Annotated in this window: 23 protein-coding genes and 1 pseudogene; 14 read left to right on the top strand and 10 right to left on the bottom strand. The window is 67.9% G+C overall.

Annotation, left to right across the window (positions count from 1 at the left end; all coding sequences use genetic code 11):
- Positions 1-110: 110 nt before the first annotated feature.
- Entirely contained in the window at positions 111-851 is a 741-nt protein-coding gene (locus tag P3102_RS33825) for an MBL fold metallo-hydrolase (RefSeq protein ID WP_276364723.1), read from the top strand.
- A 24-nt stretch (positions 852-875) separates the two neighbouring features.
- Here P3102_RS33825 and P3102_RS33820 read toward each other — a convergent pair whose 3' ends face one another.
- Positions 876-1,355, bottom strand: coding sequence for a hypothetical protein (locus P3102_RS33820; RefSeq protein WP_276364722.1), 480 nt, complete (start codon positions 1,353-1,355; stop codon positions 876-878).
- A gap of 49 nt (positions 1,356-1,404) precedes the next feature.
- Positions 1,405-1,965, bottom strand: a complete 561-nt coding sequence (locus P3102_RS33815) for a DUF2231 domain-containing protein (protein ID WP_276364721.1) — start codon at positions 1,963-1,965, stop codon at positions 1,405-1,407.
- A 216-nt stretch (positions 1,966-2,181) separates the two neighbouring features.
- On the opposite strand from P3102_RS33815, the gene P3102_RS33810 reads away from it, so the two are divergent.
- The 5 genes from P3102_RS33810 to P3102_RS33790 all read left to right on the top strand — a co-directional run bounded on the left by P3102_RS33810 (position 2,182) and on the right by P3102_RS33790 (position 9,151).
- Entirely contained in the window at positions 2,182-2,421 is a 240-nt protein-coding gene (locus P3102_RS33810) for a hypothetical protein (RefSeq protein ID WP_276364720.1), read from the top strand.
- A gap of 131 nt (positions 2,422-2,552) precedes the next feature.
- A complete protein-coding gene (locus P3102_RS33805; protein WP_276364719.1) occupies positions 2,553-4,769 on the top strand; it encodes a DEAD/DEAH box helicase family protein in 2,217 nt (738 codons plus the stop codon).
- A gap of 480 nt (positions 4,770-5,249) precedes the next feature.
- A complete protein-coding gene (locus tag P3102_RS33800; RefSeq protein WP_276364718.1) occupies positions 5,250-6,041 on the top strand; it encodes a metalloregulator ArsR/SmtB family transcription factor in 792 nt (263 codons plus the stop codon).
- A 33-nt stretch (positions 6,042-6,074) separates the two neighbouring features.
- Positions 6,075-6,854: a DUF3800 domain-containing protein gene (locus tag P3102_RS33795; RefSeq protein WP_276364717.1), complete on the top strand. Its 780-nt coding sequence runs from the start codon at positions 6,075-6,077 to the stop codon at positions 6,852-6,854.
- 101 nt (positions 6,855-6,955) lie between these two features.
- Positions 6,956-9,151 carry a germacradienol/geosmin synthase gene (locus P3102_RS33790; protein WP_276371477.1) on the top strand — a complete coding sequence of 732 codons (2,196 nt, stop codon included), beginning with the start codon at positions 6,956-6,958 and terminating at the stop codon, positions 9,149-9,151.
- Between the two features lie 507 nt (positions 9,152-9,658).
- Here the strand turns inward: P3102_RS33790 and P3102_RS33785 are convergent.
- Complete coding sequence (locus tag P3102_RS33785; RefSeq protein WP_276364716.1) at positions 9,659-10,846, bottom strand: glycoside hydrolase family 64 protein; 1,188 nt, start codon at positions 10,844-10,846, stop codon at positions 9,659-9,661.
- 321 nt (positions 10,847-11,167) lie between these two features.
- Here P3102_RS33785 and P3102_RS33780 point away from each other — a divergent pair, with 321 nt between their 5' ends.
- From P3102_RS33780 to P3102_RS33770, 3 genes are all read left to right on the top strand, one after another.
- The gene (locus P3102_RS33780) at positions 11,168-11,767 is read left to right on the top strand and encodes a sigma-70 family RNA polymerase sigma factor (RefSeq protein ID WP_276364715.1); all 600 of its coding nucleotides are present in this window, start codon (positions 11,168-11,170) and stop codon (positions 11,765-11,767) included.
- Between the two features lie 349 nt (positions 11,768-12,116).
- Positions 12,117-13,586, top strand: coding sequence for a GAF and ANTAR domain-containing protein (locus P3102_RS37875; protein ID WP_346660151.1), 1,470 nt, complete (start codon positions 12,117-12,119; stop codon positions 13,584-13,586).
- A 52-nt stretch (positions 13,587-13,638) separates the two neighbouring features.
- On the top strand, positions 13,639-14,538 hold the full coding sequence (locus P3102_RS33770; RefSeq protein WP_276364714.1) for a LysR family transcriptional regulator: 900 nt from the start codon (positions 13,639-13,641) through the stop codon (positions 14,536-14,538).
- A 184-nt stretch (positions 14,539-14,722) separates the two neighbouring features.
- Here P3102_RS33770 and P3102_RS33765 read toward each other — a convergent pair whose 3' ends face one another.
- A complete protein-coding gene (locus tag P3102_RS33765; protein WP_276364713.1) occupies positions 14,723-15,700 on the bottom strand; it encodes a small ribosomal subunit Rsm22 family protein in 978 nt (325 codons plus the stop codon).
- Between the two features lie 153 nt (positions 15,701-15,853).
- Between P3102_RS33765 and P3102_RS33760 the strand changes: the two genes are divergently transcribed.
- Both P3102_RS33760 and P3102_RS33755 read left to right on the top strand, forming a co-directional pair.
- The gene (locus P3102_RS33760) at positions 15,854-16,270 is read left to right on the top strand and encodes a YciI family protein (protein ID WP_276364712.1); all 417 of its coding nucleotides are present in this window, start codon (positions 15,854-15,856) and stop codon (positions 16,268-16,270) included.
- A gap of 30 nt (positions 16,271-16,300) precedes the next feature.
- Entirely contained in the window at positions 16,301-17,569 is a 1,269-nt protein-coding gene (locus P3102_RS33755; RefSeq protein ID WP_276364711.1) for an RNA polymerase sigma factor, read from the top strand.
- Between the two features lie 93 nt (positions 17,570-17,662).
- Here the strand turns inward: P3102_RS33755 and P3102_RS33750 are convergent, their stop codons facing one another.
- The 4 genes from P3102_RS33750 to P3102_RS33735 form a co-directional block, all read right to left on the bottom strand.
- Entirely contained in the window at positions 17,663-18,103 is a 441-nt protein-coding gene (locus P3102_RS33750; protein WP_276364710.1) for a sigma factor-like helix-turn-helix DNA-binding protein, read from the bottom strand.
- Positions 18,104-18,761: 658 nt separating this feature from the next.
- The gene (locus P3102_RS33745) at positions 18,762-19,544 is read right to left on the bottom strand and encodes an IclR family transcriptional regulator (protein ID WP_276364709.1); all 783 of its coding nucleotides are present in this window, start codon (positions 19,542-19,544) and stop codon (positions 18,762-18,764) included.
- Positions 19,545-19,816: 272 nt separating this feature from the next.
- A complete protein-coding gene (locus tag P3102_RS33740) occupies positions 19,817-20,224 on the bottom strand; it encodes a CoA-binding protein (protein WP_276364708.1) in 408 nt (135 codons plus the stop codon).
- 48 nt (positions 20,225-20,272) lie between these two features.
- On the bottom strand, positions 20,273-20,845 hold the full coding sequence (locus P3102_RS33735; RefSeq protein ID WP_276364707.1) for a hypothetical protein: 573 nt from the start codon (positions 20,843-20,845) through the stop codon (positions 20,273-20,275).
- Between the two features lie 120 nt (positions 20,846-20,965).
- On the opposite strand from P3102_RS33735, the pseudogene P3102_RS33730 reads away from it, so the two are divergent.
- A pseudogene (locus P3102_RS33730) lies at positions 20,966-21,199 on the top strand (4-oxalocrotonate decarboxylase); the annotation flags it as partial.
- Here P3102_RS33730 and P3102_RS33725 read toward each other — a convergent pair.
- Together P3102_RS33725 and P3102_RS33720 are read right to left on the bottom strand one after the other, a co-directional pair.
- Positions 21,180-22,064 carry an alpha/beta hydrolase gene (locus tag P3102_RS33725; protein WP_276364706.1) on the bottom strand — a complete coding sequence of 295 codons (885 nt, stop codon included), beginning with the start codon at positions 22,062-22,064 and terminating at the stop codon, positions 21,180-21,182. The pseudogene P3102_RS33730 and the gene P3102_RS33725 sit on opposite strands and share 20 nt — an antisense overlap.
- Positions 22,065-22,096: 32 nt before the next feature.
- Positions 22,097-22,288: a hypothetical protein gene (locus tag P3102_RS33720; RefSeq protein WP_276364705.1), complete on the bottom strand. Its 192-nt coding sequence runs from the start codon at positions 22,286-22,288 to the stop codon at positions 22,097-22,099.
- Positions 22,289-22,485: 197 nt separating this feature from the next.
- Between P3102_RS33720 and P3102_RS33715 the strand changes: the two genes are divergently transcribed.
- Both P3102_RS33715 and boxC read left to right on the top strand, forming a co-directional pair.
- Positions 22,486-22,905, top strand: coding sequence for a hypothetical protein (locus P3102_RS33715; protein WP_276364704.1), 420 nt, complete (start codon positions 22,486-22,488; stop codon positions 22,903-22,905).
- A 79-nt stretch (positions 22,906-22,984) separates the two neighbouring features.
- On the top strand, positions 22,985-24,577 hold the full coding sequence (boxC, locus tag P3102_RS33710) for a 2,3-epoxybenzoyl-CoA dihydrolase (protein ID WP_276364703.1): 1,593 nt from the start codon (positions 22,985-22,987) through the stop codon (positions 24,575-24,577).
- Positions 24,578-24,582 lie beyond the last annotated feature (5 nt).

Below are 24,582 nucleotides of genomic sequence, written 5' to 3'. Positions count from 1 at the left end.
CGACCTCAGTCCTGCGTTTGTGCCCTGCAACGGCGTCCGAGATCGCGGCGGCTTGCGGGTCTCGTCGAAGACATTTGGCATCAATCGTCGCGAGCGAGGTACCCCGGTTCATGCTCACCAAGGATGTAGCGCCCGGAATCCATTGCGTCACCGAATCACACGTCAACTTCTACCTCGTCGAAGACGGGGACGAAATACTGCTCGTCGACGCGGGACTGCCCACCTCGTGGCCGCTGCTGCTCGAAGCGCTCACCGCACTGGGCCGACGACCGCGAGACATCGTGGCGCTGGTGCTGACCCACGGTCACTTCGACCACATCGGCATCGCCGAACGAGTACGCCGCGAACTGGGTGTGCCGGTGTACATCCACGACAACGATGTTCCGCTGACCCGGCATCCGAGACAGTATGCCCGCGCCCGGCCGCTGACGTGGTATCTGCTGACCCAGTTCAAGGCGATGCCGATCGTCGCGGGCCTGCTCGTCCGCAGGGCGTGGTGGCCGAAGCCGGTGAGGCGGGTCGAACGGATCCGGGACGACGTGCTGCCGGTCCCGGGCAGCCCCCGCGTCCTGTTCACCCCGGGGCACACGCTGGGGCACTGTGCCTTGCACTTTCCCGACCGTGACGCGGTCATCGCCGGCGACGCGCTGGTCACCCTCGACCCGTACCGCGGTACCACCGGTCCCCAGATCGTCTCCGGTGCCGCGACCGCGGACGAGGAACGAGCGCTCGAGACAATCGGCCTCATCGCCGCAACCGGTGTCGGCACCGTCCTCGTCGGCCACGGGCCGGCGTGGACCGACGGAGCCGAGAGGATGGTCGAGTCGGCCCGCCGCCGCGGCCCGTCCTGACCACAGGGACGGGTCGCGGGTGAATCAGGTCCCGAAGGCATCGGCGCCGGCCCGGGCGCGGTGGGGTTCGAGCAGGGCGCGTTGTTCTTCGGCCCGTTCGCCCAACCGCGAGAAGTCGATGTCGGGCAGGCGCGAACGCAGGCCCGCGAGGCGGCCCAGGGTCTCCCACAGTTGTTTCTTGCCCTCGATGCCCATGATCAGGAATTCGAGTTCTTCGAAGCGGCTCAGCGGGGAGTAGCTCGTCAGTCGCCCGTTGGGTTTGAGGCGGCCGACGCGCTCGCCCAGGGCTGTCAGCACACCTTTGAGCGGATTTCGGCGGATGCCGAGCTCACGCATGATGCGCTCGAAGGTGTCGACATCCTCGGCGATGCCCGTCGCCACGCGGGCGAGTGCGTCGCCGGTCTCAGTTCCCTGGTTGGCTTTCTGGGATCTGCGGGCCAGCTCGCGCCAGGCGATGCCCATGGCGAGCTGGTCGTTGAGGTAGATGCTCAGGAAACGGTCCATGGTGGCGGATACCCCGCGATCGTGGTTCGAATCCGGAACGCGCCCGGCGTCAGCTCGCCGTATCGGCCATCCGCGGACCGGAGCCGGTGGCTTCCGGCCAGCGGCGCACTCCGGCTCCCTGCGCGTAGGACAGGTGACCACCCAGGGCACCACCGGCGCTGACGACGGTGAGCGCGACCAGCCCCAGTATGGCTCCCTTGCGGTGGGCACCGCGCCGACGTGCGAGATAGGAGGCGGTGAAGACACCGGCGGCGACGGTGTTCACCGCCGCGTGCAGAGCGCCGACCCGGCGCTGACGCTCGTCGAGATCGGCGTAATCGGCCAACCCCACCAGGATCGCCGGCCCGGTGGCGGCGAGGCCGACGGCGACCAGTTTCCGGGCGGCGTCCTCGTTGCGGGTCCCCAGATCGAACACGGCCGAGGAGATCCACGCCCCGAGGGGCACGGTCACGACCAAGGGGTGCAGTGGATGGCCGAGCCACTCTCCCCGGAGCAGCCGGCCGGTTCGGGTCACTCGAAGCGCGCGGCGCACGGCGGCGGCCAAGGTGGCGGAAGATGTGTCCGCCGCACGGAGAGATTCTGCGGCGCGAAGCAGGTCACGGGGTTTCATGCACCCTGGCTACCCGCCGCGGGGCCGCCTACACGCCCGGTTATTTCGACGGCGTCAGTGCTCGCTTGACCGCGGGGTCGATCCCGATCCATCGGTTCGGCCGAATGGGGTGAACGCTTCCCAGGATCGACGGAAGCCGTTTCCGGGTATCGAGAGCCCCTGGGAGCCGACACGACGAAGGACTCGGACAACCGGTCGCCCTCTACCTGGCGGGCTGTGACCACGGCGTTGATGGCCGTCATGGGGGTGGTGGCCGGCATCGGCATCGTCGCCTCCCGTGGCCAGGGAATCGGGTGGTTCTTGCTGGTGACCGGACTGGTCACGGCGCTGATATCCGCCGGGTTCCGACATCTCGCCCGGAAGTCCCGCCGCACGCAGGATGGAGCCGACCGGTTCCAGTGGTGCTTTTGTCAGTGGCTGTCGAGCTGGGATTCCTGTTGTGGGGTTCGGGCCTGAACGGGTTGTCGGCAGGTCGGCTGCCGGACTGCGAGTAGGGCCGAAGTTCGCGTGGGACTACCCAAAGCGCGATGGGCCCTTTGTTCGTGAGACCGGCAGATTTTGTCACTGGTTGCCGATAGCGTGACGAAGTGACCACGGGGAACCGAAACGAGGGTGCCGGATCTGCGCCGCGCCGTGCGGGCGCGGCTTGGTCGGCGACGGACATCGCGACGCTGCTGGACGGGCTTCGGCGCGGTGTGGGGCTGGAAGTGCTGGCGGGCACGTTGCAGCGCACGCCCGGTGCGCTGCAGGCACGGTGCAAGGTGCTGCTGCCGCCGGATCTTCGCCCGGCGTTGCGCACCGATGCCGAGGCGGTGTTGCGCCGTCAACTGGCGGCCGACCCGAATTTCGCCGCCGCCACGAGCCCGAACCGGACATCAGCTCGGCGGGGGAGTCCTGTCCGCACCGCCTCGGTGCCACCCGTGTCGTTGAGTGGCGAACAGCGGCGGATGATCGACGCGGTGCGGTCGGGGCAGGACGTGATCGTCGACGCGACGGTGGGATCGGGCAAGACCACGGCGATTCAGGCGCTGTGCACCGAAGTGGGCCGGGACCGGCGGGTGCTGTACCTGACCTACAGCAAGCTGTTGAAAGCCGATGCGCAACGCCGGGTGAAACACGCGAAAGTGCAGAACTACCACGGCATCGTGTATCCGTCGCTGATCAAGGCGGGCATCAAGTGCGGTCTTGACGAATCCATCCGACGGTTCAACGCGGCGTTCCCCAGCCTCTCGGCCCAGTTCCCCGCGTTCGACCTGCTCGTGGTCGATGAGTACCAGGACATCAACGAGGAATACGCGCAGCTGCTGCGCAACATCAAGTCGTTGAACCCGTCCATGCAGACCGTGTTGGTCGGTGACCTGGCTCAAAAGGTGCACTCGAACACCACGCTGGACGTACAGCGGTTCACCAGAGAGATCACTCGGCAGGCCGAGCTGTTGCCGTTCACGCAGTCCTTCCGGGCCGGCCGGGAACTCGGCGCGCTGCTCAGCGAAGCATGGAACAAACCGGTGGTGGGGGTCAATCCCGCGCAAACGATCCGGTACGTCTCCTATCACAAGGCACTCGACTTCATGAAAGCGAAGAGCCCCGGTGACCTGCTGTGCCTGGGCAGGCGCAACGGCCAGATGGCCGAGGCGTTGAATCACCTGGAACGCGATCATGGTGAGATCTTCAACAAGGAAACCGTCTACGCCTCCATCCGCGACAGCGACACCGCGGTGACCTACAGCGACGACACCGCGGTGTTCACGACGTTCGACTCCAGCAAGGGGCTGGAACGACCCGTGAGCGTGGTGTTCGACTACGACGAGGACATGTGGGACATGCGCTGCGGTTTCCCGAACGTGGACATGGCCGTCATGCGCAACGTGTTCCTGGTCGCGGCCTCCCGCGGAAAGCACGAAGTCGTCTTCGTACGAGCAAAACACGCTCAGCGGCACTCCAAAAGCATCGGCTTCATTCCCGTGCAACGGTTCACGCGACTACAGACCGACGAACAACCCAAGTATGACAAACCGATGCTGGCATCGGACTGCTTCGACTTCACCTACGCGGAAAATCTCCAAGCCTGCGTCGACCTGCTCGACAGGCGACGCCTCGACGACGGCACGGGCGAAGAGATCAACATCGACCGCGTCGACGGGCTGATCGACCTCTCTCCCGTGGTGGGGCACTACCAGGAAGCGGTCTTCTTCGACAAATACAACCCCACCCTCGAGGTGATACTGAACCCCAAACCGATCGCGAAGCAGCTGCGCGGCAAGCTGACCGACGATCCCTGGCACAACTCGCTACTGCTGACCGCCGTCGACACCGACCAAATGCGCTACGCGGAACAGGTCACCCGAAAAGTCAGCGGCGATGTTCGCGACGCACTGACCAGACGATTGGCGACACAGCTTCCCCGCGACTGCGCGGCACAGGTACCGATGGACCTCTCCGGCACGGCCGTCGCAGCACCGGCGGCGACACCGATCACGTTCGTGGGCGTCGCCGACGCCGTGCACGACGGCCAGGTCTTCGAGCTCAAGTTCGTCTCCGAACTCGACGGCGCCATGTTCCTTCAGCTAGCGCTCTACCTGGTGATGAGCGGCCACCGATCGGGTGTGCTGTGGAATACCCGCACCGACGAACGCTGGGAAGTACAGGTGCCGGACCGCGAAAGGTTCATGCACGCCGTCATCCTGTGCGTCACCAAACAGCGATACCGCGCGTTCCAGCCGACACCGCAACAACCGGAACAGGGTGGCCGGTTCGCCAGGATAGGAAGTGGTTTGTTCAGCCGCCGGCGACGGGACGGATAGCGCTGCGGCTGACGGCGACCGGGTACCGCCCGGCAGGTAGCTGCGTGGCCGCTCGCAGTGGAGTTCGGCGCTCGAACGATCGCCGGCGCCGAGAAATTATTCGACCGCAACGCTTCGCCGACCGCGCTGACGAGCCCGGCGACTTCGCCTGCACACCTTCTCTGGATCGGAAGCCATCGCGGTGGTCGGGAGCGTCCGCGCCGCCGTGCTCACTCTCCGGTTCGATCGTGTCGCCGGAAATGTGCTCACCGTGCCCGGAATGGTGGAAGGTTCGGTTCCCGGTACAACGTGCGCGGGATGGCCATCCCGTCCCTTCCTGACGGCCCTGTGGCGTCAGGCGAGCGTAGTGAGGTGGCCGTAGCTCCAGCGTGCGGGGCGATCAGCCAGTAGGGGGAAATTCCCAACAGGACATGTTGACATGCAGCCTCGTGGCTGCCTAACGTGAACAGGTAGCCACCAGGCTGCATGTGAGGGAGAGGTATGGACGAGGTCTTCAAAGCGCTGGCGGACGCGAGCAGGCGCCGGTTGCTCGACGACCTGAACGCGCGCAACGGGCAGACCCTGCGCGAGCTGTGCGCTGGGCTGGACATGGCGCGGCAGTCGGTCAGCAAGCATCTGGCCGTGCTGGAAGCGGCCGATCTGGTGACCACGGTCCGCCGCGGCCGCGAGAAGTTGCATTTCGTGAACGCGGAGCCGATCAACGCGATCGCCGAGCGCTGGATCGACCGGTACCACCAGGGCCGGGTCGACGCGCTCGCCGACCTCAAGAAGGCATTGGAGCAGCAACCCATGAGCACCGAGGAATTCGTGTACACCAGCTACCTCAGGACGACGCCGGAGCGGCTTTGGCAGGCGCTCACCGACCCGGCCTTCACCAAGCGGTACTGGGGCTGTGAGTTCACTTCGGACTGGAAGCCGGGGTCGACGATGGCCTGGGAGCAGCACGGTGTGCGGCTGGACGACCCCGAGCAGGTCATCCTCGAGTCCGACCCGTACCGGCGGCTGTCCTACACGTGGCACACCTTCACCCCGGAGTTCGCCGAGTCGGTGGGGCTCGACGACGACGTGTCGGCGAAGCTCCGGGCCGAGTCCCGGTCGAAGGTCGCGTTCGACCTCGAACCCGTCGGCGACACGGTGAAGCTGACCGTCGTGCACGACGGTTTCGACCGGGGCAGCACCGTGCTGGAAATGGTCGAGGGCGGCTGGCCGTCGATCCTGTCGAGCCTCAAGACGCTGCTCGAGACCGGTGCGCCGCTGCCCGAGCCCGCGTAACCCGTTCGACGGACACCGCCGGGATCGGGCACGATGCGCGGCGTGCCCCTGGAGATCGCCTGCGACGAGTCCGGATCCGAGGGCGAGAAACTGATCGGCGGGCAGACCGACGTCTTCGCGCACGCGGGAGTCCGGCTGAGTCCCGAACAGGCCGCGGACTGCCTGGCCGAACTGCGGCGCGGGATCCGCTCGCCGGCGGTCGAGTACAAGGCCAACCACCTTCTCCGCACGAAGCACCGGCGGGTGCTCGAATGGTTCCTCGGTCCGCTCGGCCCGGTCCACGGGCGTGCGCACGTGTACCTCGTGGACAAGAAGCTGCTGCTGGCGAACGAACTCCGCGCCCTCGTCGGCCCCGGGGTCCGGCCGGACGACGAACTGCTCGCCGCGTTCAACGACGTGCTCCGGACCAGGAACCGCCGGGATCCGGCGGCGGGATCGTTCTTCGCGATGGTCGGGGACACCGCGGAACTGCGGGCGAAGGTCGCCGAGGCGCGTGCCGCCAAGCCCCTCGATCCGCTGGTGCCCGCGATCCTTCGCGCCGTCGAGTACTGGAGCGCGGGCGGGGAACAGGTCTTCCTCGTCCACGACGAACAACCGTCGCTCACGGGCGAACGGCTCGCCAGGATCGAGTCGAGCCCGGGTTCGGCCGGGGTGGAGTTCGTGGATTCGCGGACGGATCCGCGGGTGCAGGCCGCCGATTTCCTGGCCGGCGTCGCCCGCCGGATCGCCGAGGACGAATTGCACGGCGACGGTGACGAGGTATTGAGCGGATTGCTCGCGCCGTATGTCGATTCGGCGTCCATCTGGGACTGATTCACTCCATGGCACACCGAATCGCTCGGGTGGCCGTTGCCCGGTACCGCGCGGGCTGGAAACGTCGGGGTATGTCCGACACCCGCGGGAGGCAGTCGCCGATGCAGGCTTTCACCTTGCCCGAGTTCTACGTGCCGCATCCGGCCAGGATGAATCCGCACGTCGAAGCGGCGCGAACGCACAGCATGGCCTGGGCCAGGCGTATGGGCATGCTCGATTCACCGGCGCCGTCCGGTGACGTCGTCTGGACGGAGCAGGCGCTCGCGAAAATGGATTACGCGCTGCTCTGCGCGCACACCCATCCGGACTGTGACGGGCCGTCCCTCGATCTGGTCACGGACTGGTACGTCTGGGTGTTCTTCTTCGACGACGATTTTCTCGCACAATTCAAGTACACCCGGAACACCGAGGGCGCGAAAGCGTATTTGGACCGGCTGGAACTGTTCATGACCGGGCCGGGAGAAACCTCTCCGGAACCGGGGAATCCCGCCGAAGCCGGGCTCGAAGACCTCTGGGCGCGCACCATTCCCTCGATGTCGGAGGCCTGGCGACGGCGCTTCGTCACCAGTACGCACAACCTGATGGTCGAATCGCTCTGGGAACTGGACAACATCGACCGCGGCCGGATCGCGAACCCGATCGAGTACGTCCAGATGCGTCGTCGCGTCGGCGGTGCGCCGTGGTCGGCGAACCTGATCGAGTTCGCCGTCGGCGCCGAAGTGCCGGACAGGATCGCGGCGACCAGGCCGATGGAGGTGCTGCGCGACACCTTCGCCGACGCCGTCCACCTGCGCAACGATCTCTTCTCCTACCAACGAGAAGTACGCGAGGAAGGGGAGAACTCCAACGCCGTTCTCGTCTTCGAGAAGTTCCTAGACCGCCCGACACAGGAGGCCGCCGAACTCACCAACGACCTGCTGACCTCGCGGCTGCAGCAGTTCGAGAACACCGCGCTCGTCGAAGTGCCCGCGCTGCTGGCCGAACACGACGTCTCGCTGGCCGAACAGATCGCGGTCGGGCGGTACGTCAAAGGCCTGCAGGACTGGCAGTCCGGCGGTCACGAATGGCACGCGCGGTCGAGCCGGTACATGAACGAGGGGCCGGTGTCCGGCGCCAACGGGCCGAGCGGGCTCGGCACCGGATCGCTGCGGCTCTCGCCGAACCGGCTGGGGTTGGTCCAGCGGGTGCGGCAGCAGGCGCCTCCGCCGTTCGCGAAGGTGGGGCCTCTGCCGCTGCCGGAATTCCGCATGCCATACCCCGTGCGCACCAGCCCGCACCTCGCCGCCGCCCGCGAGTACGCGCCGGATTGGGCGCGGGCGATGGGGATGTTCGGGGACGGCGGGATCTGGGACGAGCGCCGGATGCGCGGCATCGACCTGCCGCATTGCGCCGCGATGATCCACGCCGACGCGGACCTCGAACAGCTCAAGCTGTCGTCGGACTGGCTGACCTGGGGCACTTACGGCGACGACTACTTTCCGCTGGTGTTCGGGATGAGAAGGGATCCCGTCGCCGCGAAACTGTGCGATGACCGCTTGTCCCTCTTCATGCCACTCGACGGCGAGCCGATACCGAAGCCGTCGAATCCGGTCGAACGCGGCCTCGCGGACCTGTGGAACCGCACCGCCGGGCCACTGACCCCGTCCGCGCGGGCGGAGTTCCGGCAGGCGGTCGAGAGGATGACCGCGAGCTGGGTCTGGGAGGTGGCGAACCAGGCGCAGAACCGTGTCCCCGATCCGGTCGACTACGTGGAGATGCGGCGGCGGACGTTCGGATCGGATCTGACGAAGAGCCTCGCCCGGCTCCAGCTCGGCGAGGTCGTACCGCCGGAGATCTACCAGAACCGGGTGCTGTTCGAACTCGACACCGCCGCCCAGGACTACGCGACGTTCACCAACGATCTCTTCTCCTATCAAAAGGAAATCGAATACGAGGGCGAGGTGCACAATCTCGTCTACGTCGTGGAGCGCTTCCTGGAAGTCGACCGCATCGAGGCCCGCGACGTCGCGGCCCGGCTGATGAACGCGCGGATGGACCAGTTCGAGCAGCTCGCCGACGAGGATCTGCCGCGGATGTGCGACGACCTCGGACTCGACGACGACGTCCGCGCGATGCTGACCAGGTACGCGGACAATCTGAAGGACTGGATGGCCGGAATCCTGGAATGGCACCGGAAATGCGTGCGGTACACGCCGGAGGAGCTGGAGCGCCTCCGCGTTCCCGAGCCGCCGAAGTTCTCGCTCAAGCCGAGCGGGATCGGTATGTCGGCCTGGCGGATCGGGAGCGGGACACGCTGAGGCGTCATGAGTGACGATTCGGGATTTCGAGTGGTGAACCGAATCCCAGTGCCCGCTATGCCGCCGCCGTGGTTCTGTTTCGCGGGAGTACATGAAGGCCCCTTCCTTGCGCCTAGCGCAAGGAAGGGGGCCTTCATGTACCTCCGTCCGTTCCAGGCGCACCGGCACAGCCGACGAAACCCGACCCTCACCCCTGCCGAAGCCGGAATGCAGTGGATATCCAAGACACTCTGGACCCTGACCGTCCTCACCACTCACGACCCCGGCGCGCGGCTACGCAAAGCATCCGATCGGGCACTGAGGCCCGTTTCGAAGTCCCCTGTACGCGCCGGATCCCTGTGGCGATCACGCCATTCAAGACTTCGGCGTCCGGACACGTTTGCCTTACCCCTCAAGAACCCTATTCGCCACTCACGACCCCCGCGGGAGACCGGGCAAACGCCTGGATCGTGCGCTTGTCACTCGATCCAGGCGCTGCCCAACGCGACTTGCCGCTCACGGCACGAGCTAGAACGCGGTCAGGACGACCCGCGCCGTGCGCGGGTCACCGTCGTGCACCAGTGACTCGAAGTGCCCGACGTCGTCGAAGGCGAATCCGTACGCCTTCCCGTCGACCATCTGCTCGTGCACGATCCGCGAATAGTGGTCGGTCACGGGCCGCTGGTAGAACTGGCCCGCGTCGTAGGTCGGTTGCGTGTGCAGGAAGCCGAGGGTCGAACGGTGCAGCGCCGCGCACAGCGTCCGCGCGATCGGGCCGACGACCTGGTCGTTCGGCGCGTGCAGCCGCCCGTCGCAGTTGAAGACGTCGCGGGTGCTCGGCTTGCCGAACGACGCCACCGTCGCGCCCGAGGTGTCGGTGAACCGCAGGACGTCGTCACCGCCGGTCCGGCCGGTGAACTTCTTGCCGGGTTCGGCCTCGAACGGGACCACGGTCAGCGGGGTCGACCTGTAGGTGTTCCAGGCGCTGGTGACGTAGCCGTCGAGGTAGGTCCCGCTGAATTTGCCGGTGTCGAGCCCCTTGCCCGGCGCGAGGACGCGCAGCCGGTTGTACGCCAGGTTCGAGAAACCGGACTGTCCTCGGACGGCGTTGAAGATCGCCTCGCGGCCACCCGCCTTGAGCCGTCCGGTCTCCTTGTTCGCACCGGCCCCGTTGGTGAGCCCGACGGCGTGCGGCACGCTGAACATGTCGACCTGCGAGCTGTTGATGAACAGCCCGCCGTTGTCGTAGGTGAATTCGCTCCAGTCGAACAGGATGTCGCGGTTCGGGTCTCCGTCGGCCCACGGCGCCGGCTGTACCAGCCCGTCCGGGGTCAGGAAGAACTTGATCTTCTGCCCGAACGAAAAGTAGACGCGGCCCGAGAGCATCCGCGGGATCCGCAGCGTGGCCGAGCCGCCGTTACCGGGGCCCGCGATCGCGACGTCCGGCGCGGGGCTCGGCGGATTCGCCCCCGGCGGCCACGGGCTGAAGGCGCCGGCGGCGTCGACGTAGCCGAGTTTGCCGGTCTCGAGGTTCGTGCCGAGCACGTAGAGGTGCACCGCGTCGGACCGGTTCGAATTGTTGGTGACGGTCAACGGCAGCGGATCGGGGCCGTCGGCGACCGCGCTGGGTGCCGAAAGTGCCGAAACTCCGGTGACCAGGGGCAGGGCGACCGCCAACGCGGTCAAGACTCGCCGGATCTTCTCCTGGATGCGCACAGTTCACTCCTCGGCGGAATCCCGCCGCGGAACGCGAACGCGCCGCGGCGGTGCTTGCGGATGGCGGCCGGGGGCGCGTTCCCGGCCTGGGGGTGACCTTGGCGAGGGGTCTCAGCACGGGAAGTTACGTCGCCGGGCCCGGAGATGTCCAGACCACTGGTGGAAATCTGTCCGGTTTTGCCAAGGGGCGGACACTTTGTCGCGGACTTTCGTCGATTGAGGTGGCCGGTCCGCTCGGCTACCGTTGTCCGCGTTCCGCCCTGGACCCCGGCGGCCGGATTTCTCATCCGTGGGGAGCGGGACGTGAACGACGATTTTGTGATGCGAAGAACCGGCGGTGAGGCGTGGATCTCCCCTGCCGGCTGGGACGACCTCGCCGCGGCGGTGGCGGCCGGCGAGCCGCACGGCATGGACGACCTCATGGTCGCCGTCGACGCGTGGGCGCGAAGGTACGCCGAGACCCGCCTCGGTGGCCGCGAGCTGACCTGTCTCGAACCGGCCGACGTGGCGCAGGAGATCTGCCTCGCGGTCTTCGTCGCGGTCCCCGGGCACGGCCTGCGCGGCGGTTCCTTCCTGTTCCTCTTGCGCGCCATCGCGGCGAACAAGGTCGCCGACGCCTTCCGGAAGGCGTCGCGGAGCAAGCAGGTGCTGACCGGTGAGCTCCCCGAACGTCCGGCGGTGGCCGCCGACGAACCGGAGCAGCGCGCGTTGCGGGCCGACCTCGGGGTCCGGCTCGGCAGGCTGATGCGGATGCTGCCCGTCTCCCACCGGGAAGTGCTGGGGATGCGGGTGATCGGCGAATTGACGTCGAACGAGACCGCCGCGGCGCTCGGGACGACGTCGTCGCGGGTGCGGGTGACCAAACACCGGGCGATCAGCAGGCTGCGCGCCTGCGCTCAGCGCCGCGACGTCTTGAGCTGAATACGGACCAATAACCGGAGAAAGGGATTCCCCCGTTTGGCGCGGGTTTCGAGAATGCGAACGCACATGGCCCCTCCAGAGCTCGCTGTCGAGCGCCGTTCGCCGAGGGCCAGGACGAGCGGTCTCGCGTTCCAGCCTAGGGGTGAACCGGAGGGCCGCTACCGGCCGAACGGACGATTACCGCCGCCCGGGTCGCCCGTTCGGCCCTTCGGACTACGGCATTGGTGCCGGAGAAGTCGTTGAGGCAGCGGCAAAGGGACGAGAACATGGGAGAGTGAGGTGTGCGTGGGCGACTCGTCCGCGCCGTTCGCCCCGGCCCCGGTGGGTTCGTTCGATGCCAGGAGGCGCAATGGGGTTTCACCGGCATGCGCGCGCCGCGCTGGTCTGGGCGAAGATGCGTTTCCTCGCCGCGGAAACCGATTCGGCGGTTTCCGCGGAACACGCCTGTGTCGTCTGCGGAACCGTCCTCGAAGCGGGCCGGTGCCGAGCTCTCCTCGCTGTCGGCGCAGGTTTCACCGAGCCATTCTTCGCCACCGGCGAACGCAGCCGCGAACGGGAAGATCTGCAGTTCACCTTGAGCGAAGGCCCGGCATGGGAAGTGGTGCGCGGCGGTATGCTCCTCGTCGTAACCGATGTGACCAGTTCGGAGACGTCACTCCGATGGCCGATGTTCGCGCCCGAAGCGATCGACAGAGGGGTGAAATCGATCATCGCGGTGCCGATTCAGGCCGGTGCGATCAACTTGGGTGTCGTCGACTGTTGTCGCGAACTCGCCGGATTCCCGTCGAGGGAAGGACAGGCGGAGGCACTCGTTTGCGCCGACGCGGTGCTCGCCCTCGCCGTCGCCGATTTCGGCGGCGACGGGCCCGGCCTCGCCGAAGTGATCGATCGCGCGTTCACCGGCCACCACGACCGGGTGCACCAGGCCGTCGGCCTGGTGTCGGTCCAGCTCGACCTCGGGCTGGTGGACGCGCTCACCCGCTTGCGGGCCCACGCCTGCGCCCATGGCCGGAAACCGGACGAGGTCGTCATGGACGTGGTGCGGCGCCGGATCACCTTCCGGCCCGGGTGTGACGGACGTGTGCCTAAGGAGACAGCAGAGACGATGACCGACCTCGCGGCGGGCTTGGGCGAAACCTTCGTGCAGTTGGCGGACACCCTGGTCGACGATTTCGACCTCATCGAGTTCCTCGACCTGCTCGCGCTCAGATGTGTCGAACTGCTCGGCGTCCGCACCGCCGGATTACTGCTCGCCGACGCGCAGGGCACGCTCACCATGGTGGCCGCGTCCGACGAGCGGACCCGCATGCTCGAACTGTTCCAGTTACGGAATTCCGAGGGGCCGTGCCTGGACTGCTACCGGCACGCCGAGCCGGTGGTCTGCCCGGATCTGACGCGCGCGGGCGCGAGCTGGCCGAAGTTCTCGCGTGCGGCGGAGGACGCGGATTTCCGCTCCGTGTACGCGTTGCCGATGCGCCGCCGCGACGAGGTGATCGGCGCGCTGAACCTGTTCGACACCCGCCCCGCTTCGCTCGACGACGCCGGATTGGGGCTGGGACAGGCACTCGCGGACATCGCCACGATCGGCATCCTGCACCACCGCCTGTTGCACCGGCAGGAGACGATCACCGCACAGCTGCAAACGGCGTTGAACAGCCGGGTGATCATCGAACAGGCGAAAGGCGTGCTCGCCGAACGGCTCCGGGTTTCGGTGGACGACGCGTTCGGCGTATTGCGCGCCTACGCGCGGAGCAACAACCGCAAGATTCATTCCGTCGCGACCGGGATCGTCGACCGCACGGTGGAAATCCCGCGCTGAACGATATCGATTCGGCGCTTGTCCGCCCGCCGGTGATATCTAGACTGGATGGGTGTTCTCCCTGGAGCAGCTGGTGAGTTTCGTCGCGGTGGCCGAGGAACTGCACTACGGCCGGGCGGCGGAGCGGCTCTCGATGACCCAGCCGCCGTTGAGCAGGCGGATCCAGTTGCTGGAGCGCGAACTGGGGGTCGAGCTTTTCGACCGTACGCACCGCATGGTCCGGCTGACACCCGCCGGACGGGTTTTTCTGGCCGAGGCAAGGAAGATACTGCGTTCGGCGCAGGAGGCGGCGCTGTATGCCCGCCGCGCGAAGAAAGGTGAAGCCGGCGTCGTCACGCTTGGTTTCACCGCCACCGCGGCCTATTCGTATCTCGACCGCGTCATCGCCGCGGCGAACGCCGAAGTGCCGGGCGTCGATCTCGTGTTGCGGGAAATGGCGACGGCGGCGCAGATGGAGGAATTGCCGTCGGGCGGGATCGATCTCGGCATGATCCGGCCGCCGGTCACCGGCGCCGACGTCGTGAGCCTGCCGTTGTGGCGCGAGCCGCTGCTGGCCGCGCTGCCGTCCGCGCATCCGTTGGCGCGGCGCAAGAAGAATCCCGACGTCCGCGACTTCGACGGCGAACCGTTCATCATGTATTCGCCGTCGGAGGACCGGTACCTCCACGATCTGCTCGTGGCGGTGTTCCGCGCCGCGCGGGTACTGCCGGAGTACACGCAGTACCCCTGCCAGGTGCCTACGGTCCTCGCGCTGGTCAAGGCGGACCTCGGTGTCGCGTTGGTGCCCGCCGCGGCCGCGGCGCTGCGGTTCGAGGGTGTCGTGCTCCGCCCGGTGGGCGGGGTCGAGGGCCGCCCGGCGGAACTCGAACTGGTGTGGCGGCGGGGCAACGACAATCCGGCGCTCGGCGCGTTGCTCGCCGTCATCGGCAATTCGGCGCGGCGCGGTCCGTGAAGCCCCGTGCTCGAAGGCGTAACTCGCGTGCTCGAAGACGTAACTCGCGTGCTTGGAGGCGTACCGGCTCCAGTCACGCGAGATCCGGCTCCAAGCACGCGAGATCCGGCTCCAAGCACGCGAGTTACGGCTGGAAACACGCGTCGTCCGGCTCGACGCCAAACCCAGCGACACGCTCACTTGGTCAGCGGCTGGGCCAGGCGTCGCCCCATTCGGCGTCGCGGGCCGCGCGGTAGGCCTCGCCGTGCCGTTTGGTGACGATCGTTTCGGTGAGCCCGGCTTCGGCACACAGCGAAAGGCTGACCATGCCCTTGCGTTTGGCCGGATGCCGCAGGATCCGGCCTTCGGCCCGGTCCGGCGCCGCGCGTGAGGCGACGACGTAGGAGAACTTCTCGTCCTCGAAGCCGAGCGTCCCGGACTTGAGCTGACGGTGCAGGCCGGTGCGCGGGAGGCGCGCGGAGAAGTGGCACCAGTCCCGGCCGCGCGGGATCGGGCACGCGCCCTCGTGCGGGCAGGGCGCGACGAGGGAGAGCCCGAGTTCGACGAGCCGATCCCGTGCCTCGACGACCCGTTCGTAGCCCGCGGGCGTGCCGGGTTCGATCAGCACCAGCATCCCGGCCTTCGCCGACAGCCAGCGGACGGTGTCGGCCCGCCGGGCCTCGGGCAGTTCGCCGAGGACGTAGGAAAGGGTCACCAGATCGGCGTCCGGGGCAGGAGCGGCCGGATCGATCAGGCCGCGCCGCCAGGTCGAGCCGCGGACCGCCTTGCCCCCGGCGTTCCCCGCCAGCCGCCTGCCCAGCTCGATCGCACCCGGTACCTGCTCGACGACGGTGCTCTCCTCCAGTGACGGCCACACGTCGGCCGCCGCCCAGATGGCGGCACCGGTCCCGCCGCCGACGTCGATCTGCGTGCGCGGCGCGAACCCGGGAGCGCGGAGGGCGGCTTCGGCGAGAACGGCGTGTACGGCCGCGTACGTGGCCGGCATCCGATAGCCCGCGTACGCCGCGATGTCGACTTCGGAGGAGAGGATGGGCGCGCTCGCGGGGTTGTTCTCGCGGTAGCGCGTGGAGAGCCGCTCGACGGACTGCGTCAGCCTGTTCTGCGGGTACTTGCCCAGCTCTTCGTCGAGGGCGGAGCGGAGGGTTTCGGGGAGTGCGGACACGGTTCGGCATTCTCCCATGCGGGCTTGACCTGCGGTTTTCCGGCTGCTCGAATACTCGCGGAAAAAAGTTCGGGGACCGTGTCGAAACCGGGGGTGCCCGATCGACGCGTTGATGTGGCAGGGGACGAGCCCCGCCGGGAACGGAGATTCACGATGCGGTTCATGGTGATCGTCAAGAGCGACGAGAAGACCGACGTGGCCGGCGCTCAGCCGAGTGCCGAGGAGTTGCAGGAGATGGGGAAGTTCAACGAGGAGCTGGTGAAGGCCGGTGTCATGCTCGCGGGTGAAGGGCTGCTCCCCAGCGCCGAGGGCGTCCGCATCCAGTATTCCGGCACCGCCGAGGCCAGGGTCGTCGACGGGCCTTTCGCCGAGAGCAAGGAACTCATCGCGGGTTTCTGGATCCTGCAGGTCAAGGACAAGGCCGAGGTCATCGAGTGGATGAAGCGCGCGCCGTTCCGCGAGGGCGAGATCGAGATCCGGCGGGTCGCCGAGCTGGAGGACTTCGACAACGCCACGCCCGAGATCGTCGAACACGAGCAGAAGCTGCGGGAGCGGGCCGAGGCGAACTAGTGGTTGCGGTCGTCACGCCGACGATGTTGATTGGTCGGCGTGACGGCAACAGCAGACCCTCGTTCGGCGATCGACGCGGTGTGGCGGATCGAGTCGGCCCGCCTCATCGCCGGCCTCGCGCGGATGACGCGCGACGTCGGCCTCGCGGAGGAACTCGCGCAGGACGCGCTGGTCGCCGCGCTCGAGCAGTGGCCGGAGTCGGGCGTGCCGAGGAATCCGGGTGCCTGGCTCATGACCACGGCCAAACGCCGGGCCGTCGACACCTTCCGGCGCACCGAGCGGTATGAACGGAAGCTCGGGGAGATCGGCCGCGAGCAGGAGTTCGAGGAGGAACCCGACTTCACCGCGGGGCTCGACGACCACATCGAGGACGATCTGCTGCGGCTGGTGTTCACCGCCTGTCACCCGGTGCTGTCGACCGAGGCCAGGGTGGCGCTGACCCTGAAGATGATCGGCGGCCTCCAGACGCACGAGATCGCGCGGGCGTTCCTCGCCAAGGAGACCGCCATCGCGCAGCGCATCGTCCGCGCGAAGAAGACGCTCGGTGACGCCAAGGTGCCGTTCGAGGTGCCGGAGGGGGCCGATCGCGTCGCGCGCCTGGAGTCGGTGCTCGAAGTGATCTATCTGATCTTCAACGAGGGCTATTCGGCGACGGCGGGCGAGGACTGGATGCGGCCGGCGCTGTGCGAGGAGGCGCTGCGGCTCGGCCGGATCCTGGCCGGGCTGATGCCGAAGGAACCCGAGGTGCACGGGCTCGTTTCGCTGATGGAGATCCAGGCGTCGCGATCGGCCGCACGCGTCGGGCCGAACGGCGAACCCGTGCTGCTGATGGACCAGGACCGGACGAAATGGAACCGGCTCCTGATCGGCCGCGGCCTCGCCGCGCTGGAACTCGCCGAGTCGCTCACGGGCGGCGCATTCGGCGTCTACGCCGCACAAGCCGCCATCGCGGCCTGCCACGCGCGGGCGCGAACGGGCGAGGAGACCGACTGGGCACGCATCGCGACCCTGTACGAAGGGCTCGGGAAGCTGAACCCGTCGCCGGTGATCGAACTGAACCGCGCGGTGGCGCTGTCGATGGCCGTCGGACCGGAAGCGGGACTCGCGGTCGTCGACAAGCTGACGTCGGAGCCCGCGCTGAAGTCGTACCACCTGCTGCCGAGCGTGCGCGGCGACTTCTTGGCGAAGCTCGGCCGCCTGGACGAGGCCCGCGCCGAGTTCGAGCGCGCGGCGGAGATGACCGGGAACGACCGCGAACGCACCCTTCTGCTGAACCGCGCGGCGGAGTGTGCCCCCTGACCCCCTCGCAATTCGTCACCTACTTGCGTGCGATACCGCGCCTACTGGCCGGTATCCGGCGCAAGTAGGTGACGAATTGCGAAGGGGGGTGGGTCAGGCGCGGGTGGGGCGCAGCGCGGTCAGGGCCCGGTGCTGACCCAGCCGGACGGCCTGGACGGTGCAGCCGAGCGCCAGTGCGGTGTCGTCGGCGGAAAGCCCGACGAGCGACCGCAGCACCAGGATCTCGCGTTGCCGGTCCGGCAACCCCGAAAGCGGGTTCGGCAGTTCGGTGGTGGTCCGGTGGAAGTCGTCGACGAGGCCGCGCGTGACGTCGTAGGCGAACGTGAGGAGCGCGGACGCCCCGGCCGCTCCGGCGAAAACCTCGCGGCAACCGGCCTTCGCGATCGCGTCGGCGGCTTCGTAGGTGCCGGAACGACGTCCGATCCGCGCCCGGCAGTAGCGCACGACCAGGACGCGGACGGTGTCGACCGGTTTCGAGGCCGTCTTCGTCCGTCCGCCGGCCTCCCGCGGCCGCCGCGAACCGTATCCTTGCATCGGCTCCCTCTCCACCTTTCAGATGAGCACGACGGAGGGGGACGGAGGTACGGTGTTTTTGCCGACACGGGCGGCGTCCAGGCCGCGGTGAAGACGATCCGCTCGGGCTCGGCCGTCAGGTTCACGGTCTGCCTCTTCACGGTCACCAGGGTCTCGAATTCCGTGGCGTGCCCGTCCGGGACGGTGAACAGGCGGTCGTCGCGGGAATCGAGGAAGCCGGAGCAGCCGGTGAGCGAGACCCCGCCGCTTTTCGTCGAGCGCGAGGTGGTCGACGAGCCTGCGGAACAGTTTCGGCGGAATCACCAGCTCGTCGGCCAGTTGCCGTCGCGACGCGAGCTTGAACCCGGAGTTCGTGCCATCCCGCGGCCACAGCCCGAGCCCGTTCCGGCGGGGCCTTGACGGCGGCTTCGGCCAAGGCGTCACGGGGATGACCATTGTGGACAGCCGCGTTCTCGTTCGAGACGAAATCATGAATTCCGGCAAGGCCGCCCGGCCAACCGCGACGACTCCGATCACGGCGGTCAGCGCCACCGCCCACAAGAACGGCGTGCGGCCGACAAATCGTGCCGAGCGGTGCGGGACCGCCAGCGCCACCAGCGGCACGACGATCGGAAACGCCGCCGGCGACGCGGAGGGTCACAGCCCGCCCCGGGCCATCTCAGCCCCGTTGCGCGCGGACGTACCCCAGCCGGAGCGAAAGCGCGGCGGCGGTCCCGGCCACCGTCGCGCCCAGTTCGTCGGTGCGGCGGAGCACCCGGCCGGCGGGGCCCGCGATGCTGATCGCGGCGATCGGCCGTCCGGTGTGGTCGCGGACGGCGGCGGCCACGCAACCCACGTCCGGTTCGTTTTCGACGTCGTCCACGGCCCAGCCGCGACGGCTCGTCCTTGCCAGGTCGTCGAGCAGCCGCACCGGATCGTTGATCGTCTTGAGCGTGAGACTGTCGAGTTTCATCCGGCGGATGCGTTCGACGCGGTCCTGTTCGGGCAGTGCCGCCAGCCACGCCTTGCCCAGTGACGTCGCGTGCTGCGGACGGCGGGTGCCGAGACGGCAGGCCAGGGTGACGGCGCCGGCGCTGCGTTCGGTGGCTACGTAGACCATCGCGTCGTTGTCCGGGACGGCGAGGTACGTCGTCTCTCCGCTCCGCTCGGCCAGCGCCGCGAGATAGCGTGGCGCGCAGCGGTGGAGGTCGGTCGCCGCCATCGCGCGGGCGCCGAGTTCGACCAGCCGGGTGCCGAGCCGCACGCGGCCGGTGACGCGATCGGCTTCGAGGTATTCGAGGTTCTTGAGGGTGCCGACGATGCGGTAGGCGGCGCTCCGGGAAAGACCCAGCTGCCGGGCGATCGCGTTGGTGGAAATTTCCTGGTTCTTGCCGACGTGCTCGAGAACCGCTAGCCCGCGCTCGAGTGTGCCACTGGAATCCAGGCCTCGTGGTGTGCCCACTGCGCCCCTCCGTTGGACCGGGGTACCGATGGTCGGCACCTGTTGCCGCTAAGCGGATTCGGACGTTAACAGCTCGGCCCGACGTTGGGAAGGTTTCTTAACAAAGTGGCCACCGGACAAGTTTTCCCTGTTCGGGCCGGTCGGTCAAGATCACCGGATCGGCCCAATCCGTTCCGATTCGGCGGATGACCTCAGGGGTCGTCGTTCTGTTCACGGATAGCAAAGAACCCTCGCCGGTCGAGCGTGGCGAGGGTTCGGACGGGAGTGTGTTTCTAACGCACCGACAGCTTCGCGACCGCTCGGACGACGGCCGTGCAGCGGTCTTCGACATAGGCCAGTCCGCCCTCTTCGGCGATCCGGCGAGACTCGGCGGAGACGATGCCCTGCTGGAGCCAGAGCGCCTTGGCGCCGATCGCGACGGCCTGTTCGGCGATCGGCGGGGTGTCCTCCGACGGCCGGAAGACGTCGACCAGGTCGACCGGTTCCGGGATGTCGGTGAGCGAGCGGTAGACCTTTTCGCCCAGCAACTCGTCGGCGGAAGGATGGACGGGGATGATGCGGAAGCCGTGTTCCTGCAGTACCGCGGCGACTCCGTGCGAGGGTTTGGCCGGATCGCGGCTCAACCCCACGACGGCGATCGTCTTCGATCCGGCGAGGATTTCGGTGGCGCGATCGGTCATATCGGGTTCAACCACGGCGAGTGGCCGGGCATTCCTGCCTCACTCGCGCTAAAGCTTCCAGAGTCGCAAGCCGCGCACCCGGTACACCGGCCAGGCGACGTGCCAGGCGCGGCGCCGCAGGAACACCGTCGAACAGGTCAGGACGCTGCGCGCGGACGTCGTCGCGACGTCGTGGCGGTCCGGCCAGCTCTCGCCGTGCCGTCCGGCGGCGATCCGGAAGACGTTGACCAGGCCGCGGCCCTGCAGGTCGAACTTCGCGCCGGTGTCCCCGGAATCGGGGGTCAGCGAGGCGATTTCCGGACCGAACGCGGCCGCGGGCGCGGGCCCCGCGTCGGCGGGGAGGTCACCGACGGTCGAGGAGACGGCCTTGCCGTAGAGACGGCGGGTGTAGCGCTGGAGCAGCAGCCGCTCCCACAGCGGCAGGACCCGGCGGTGCTTGAGCAGCGCCGAGCACTCCGCGTGCCCGATGGCGAAGATGTCGGTCAGCTCGTCGTAGGCGTTGTGCGCGGTGGGCTCGTTGAGGTGCACCCGCACCTCGTAACGGATGCGCGCGGTGAGCTCGTCGAGCTCCTCACGCCGGTCGATCCTGGCCTTCGCCCGGGAGAGCGCCCAATCGGACATGGGAGCAGGCTAAGTGATGATCGCGGGCGCACAAGCCACTTTCGGCCTAATCTCCGCGCACCGGCCAGTGGAACGGCCGTCTTGGGCGGGCACCGGTGCCGGGGGCGGAGTCCGGCTGTACTGGTGGAGGTCGACGGCGCCATCGTCGACACCGCCACCGGCGCGGCCGTGCGAGGCCATCCGGCGGAAGCACTGGCGCTGGCGGCCAACACCCTCGGCGCCCGAGGGCTCGCGCTGGAGTCCGGCTGGATCGTGCTCACCGGCGGGGTGACCGGCACCGTCGAGGTGCGCCAGGGTGCACGGGTGGCGACGCATTTCTCCCGGCTGGGCTCGATCACGCTCGCCGGGCCCTGACGTCGGCGCGGTCGGCCGTGCGGACCAGGCCGCACGTCAACCGCGGCCAGATCGCCCGCGGGAGGTCGTGCCCCATCCCCGGCACGATGTCCATTTCGGACTCCCGCAGCGCGCGGGCCGTCGCCCGGCCGCCGGAGACGTGCACGAGCGGATCCTTCGCACCGTGCACGACGAGCGCGGGCACGTCGAGTTTCCGCAACGCGCGGAAGCGATCCCGGCTCGAAACGATCGCCGCCAGCTGCCGCGCGCTCCCGCCGGGATCGACGCCGCGATCGAAGGAACGCTCCGCGCGCTCCCGCATCCGTGCCTCGTCGAAGGGATAACCGGGCGAGCCGATGACGCGGAACGTGCGCACCAGGGAATCGACGTACCGCGCACGATCACGTGGAGGCGCCGAAAGCAACATCGCCATCGCCTTGGCGCTCGGCCGCCCGACGAACCGGTTGCCGGTGGTCGACATGATCGACGTCAGCGAGCGCACCCGTGACGGATACTCGATGGCCAGGGTCTGCGCGACCATCCCGCCCATCGACGCGCCCACGACGTGCGCGCTCCCGATGCCGAGTTCCGTCAGCAGTCCGGCGGCGTCGCCCGCCATGTCCGCCAGGGAGTACGGCGCCGTGCGCAGGGCGTACGCGAGCGGCAGGTTCGCCCGCCCGGACATCCGGCTGGACCGGCCGGCGTCCCGGTTGTCGTAGCGGATGACGAAGAACCCCTCGGCCGCGAGACGCGCGCAGAGCCCGTCGTCCCACCAGATCATCTGCGAGGCCAGGCCCATGATCATCAGCAACGGCCTGCCGTCCGGCGAACCGAACGTCTCATGGCACAGCTCGACACCGTTCACTTCGGCGATCATCTCCGGCATCGGCACAGTCTGACCGGCGACGGCGAAAAGGGCTACGCGTCCTCGATGTGCACGGCCTGGCTCTCCGGCCCGGCGGTCCGCTGGGTGCCCGCCTCTTCGGCGATCTCCTCCGGCTCGGTGTCCCCCGGTTCACCGCCGTCGGGCGCCCTGAGCTGGATGGCCTCCTCGGATGCGTCGGCGGGGCTGGGGCCGTCGGCTGCTTCGCGGTCTTCCTGCTCGGACATGGTTCCTCCGTCGGATCGAAGCCTTCTCACCGACCGGTTACCCGCTCACTCGCCGCGATACGCACGGGGCCTGGATCTCGTAAAGCTCGTGGTAGAGGCCTCAAAGCCCTCGCACAGGACGAAAGTCCCCTTCACCTCACCCGGACCCTGGATTACGCTCTCGCTAGAGCGATCTATCAAATCATCAAGGGGCGCACATGGAAGCTCTTCAAGGTCGCGGACTCACCGCGTTGCGGCTGATCCTGGCCTCCACCTTGCTGTCCACCACGTTGCACTACGCGCACAACGGGCTCAGGGCGGCGGACTATCCGCAGGCCGAGGGGGTCTCGGTGGAACTCACCGCCGCCTTGGTCGTCGTCGCGTACGTCCTCTTCACCGTCTTCGGTGTGCTCGGTTACCGCGACTACTTGCGCGGACGTCACTGGCGGGCGCTCGCGTTCCTGATGATCTATTCGCTGTCCGGCCTCGCGAGCCTCGAGCACTTCTTGATCGACGTGCCGCGGATTCCGGCCTTCTGGTTCGCCACGATCTACACCGACACGGCCGCCGCGCTGGCCTTGTGGGCGTTCGTGACCTGGGCGGCGACGAAGCTCGACCGGGCGCCCGTGCCCGCCTGACGAGCGAACCGCCGTCCGTTCGTGACCAACTTTCTACACGACATTGACGGTAATCTGTGCCATGTAGACAATCGGAGGGGTGACGCGGACCACATCGGTGACGTTCGAACGTCATCCCGGCGGCTACCGGCACTGGAAACTGTCCACCGACGGTGACGTCGCGTGGCTCGAACTCGATGTCGACGTCGACGGGGGTCTCGTACCGGGGTACGAACTCAAACTCAACTCGTACGACCTCGGCGTCGACATCGAGTTGTACGACGCGACGCAGCGGCTGCGGTTCGAACATCCCGAAGTCCGCGTAGTCATCGTGACCAGCGCGAAGGACAACGTCTTCTGCGCCGGCGCGAACATCCGGATGCTGGCGTCGTCGTCGCACGAGTGGAAGGTGAACTTCTGCAAGTTCACCAACGAGACCCGTAACGCCATGGAGGACGCCGCCGCGCACTCCGGGCAGAGCTACGTCGCGGCGGTCAACGGCACCTGCGCCGGTGGCGGGTACGAAATCGCGCTCGCCTGCGAAAAGATCCTGCTGGTCGACGACAACTCGTCGACCGTGGCGCTGCCGGAGGTGCCCCTTCTCGGCGTCCTCCCCGGCACCGGCGGGCTCACCAGGGTGGTCGACAAACGCGGCGTGCGGCGGGACCTCGCCGACGTCTTCGCCACCCGCCCCGACGGGGTGAAGGGGCGGACGGCCGTCGACTGGCGGCTCGTCGACGAACTCGTGCCGCGGCAGGGATTCCGGGAAGCCGTGCTGGCCAGGGCGAAGGAGTTCGCGCGGACGAGCGAGCGGCTCGACGGCGAAGGCGTCGAACTGAAGCCACTCCAGCATCGTTACGTCGACATTTCGCTCAGCGCGGCCGAAGCGACGATCACCGTCAAGGGACCCGAGGACGACGACGGCTGGCTGCTGGACGTCACCCGAGAACTGGACGACGCGATCCTTCGCCTGCGCACCAACGAATCCGAAGCCGGCACCTGGATACTCCGCACGGAGGGCGATCCTGTGAAGGTGCTCGAACGAGAGCGGGCCGTGTTCGACGCGAAAGACTGTCTGAGCAACGAAATCGTCCACTATTTCAAACGGACGCTGAAACGCCTCGATGTCACCAGCCGCAGTCTGATCGCGCTCATCGAACCTGGTAGCTGCTTCGCGGGTCTTCTGCTGGAACTCGCGCTCGCCGCCGACCGGCAGTACATCTTGGACGGTCCGCCGCTCGAAGCCGAAGACAGTGAAGAACGTGCCTCGATCACGTTGTCCGAGGCCAACTTCGGCCGCTTTCCGATGGGCAACGGCCTGACCCGTCTCGAGTCCCGGTTCTTCGGCGACCCGGATCACGTCCCGCGGCTCGCGGAAGTACGCGACCGGCCGCTGAGCCCGGCGGAGGCCCACGCCTTCGGCCTGGTCACCGACGCTCCGGACGACCTCGACTGGGAGGACGAGATCCGGATCGCGCTGGAAGGACGGGCTTCGCTCAGCCCGGACGCCTTGACCGGAATGGAGGCGAACCACCGGTTCGTCGGCCCCGAAACGCCGGAAAGCAAGATCTTCGGCAGGCTGGCCGCTTGGCAGAACTGGATCTTCACTCGTCCGAACGCATCCGGTCCCGAGGGCGCGTTGCGTCGCTACGGTACTGGTCAGAAGGCCGTCTTCGACAGGAAGCGGGTCTGAAACCC

Source organism: Amycolatopsis sp. QT-25 (assembly GCF_029369745.1).
In the GTDB taxonomy this organism is placed as follows: domain Bacteria; phylum Actinomycetota; class Actinomycetes; order Mycobacteriales; family Pseudonocardiaceae; genus Amycolatopsis.
This window is presented reverse-complemented; position numbering and strand designations above follow the sequence as displayed.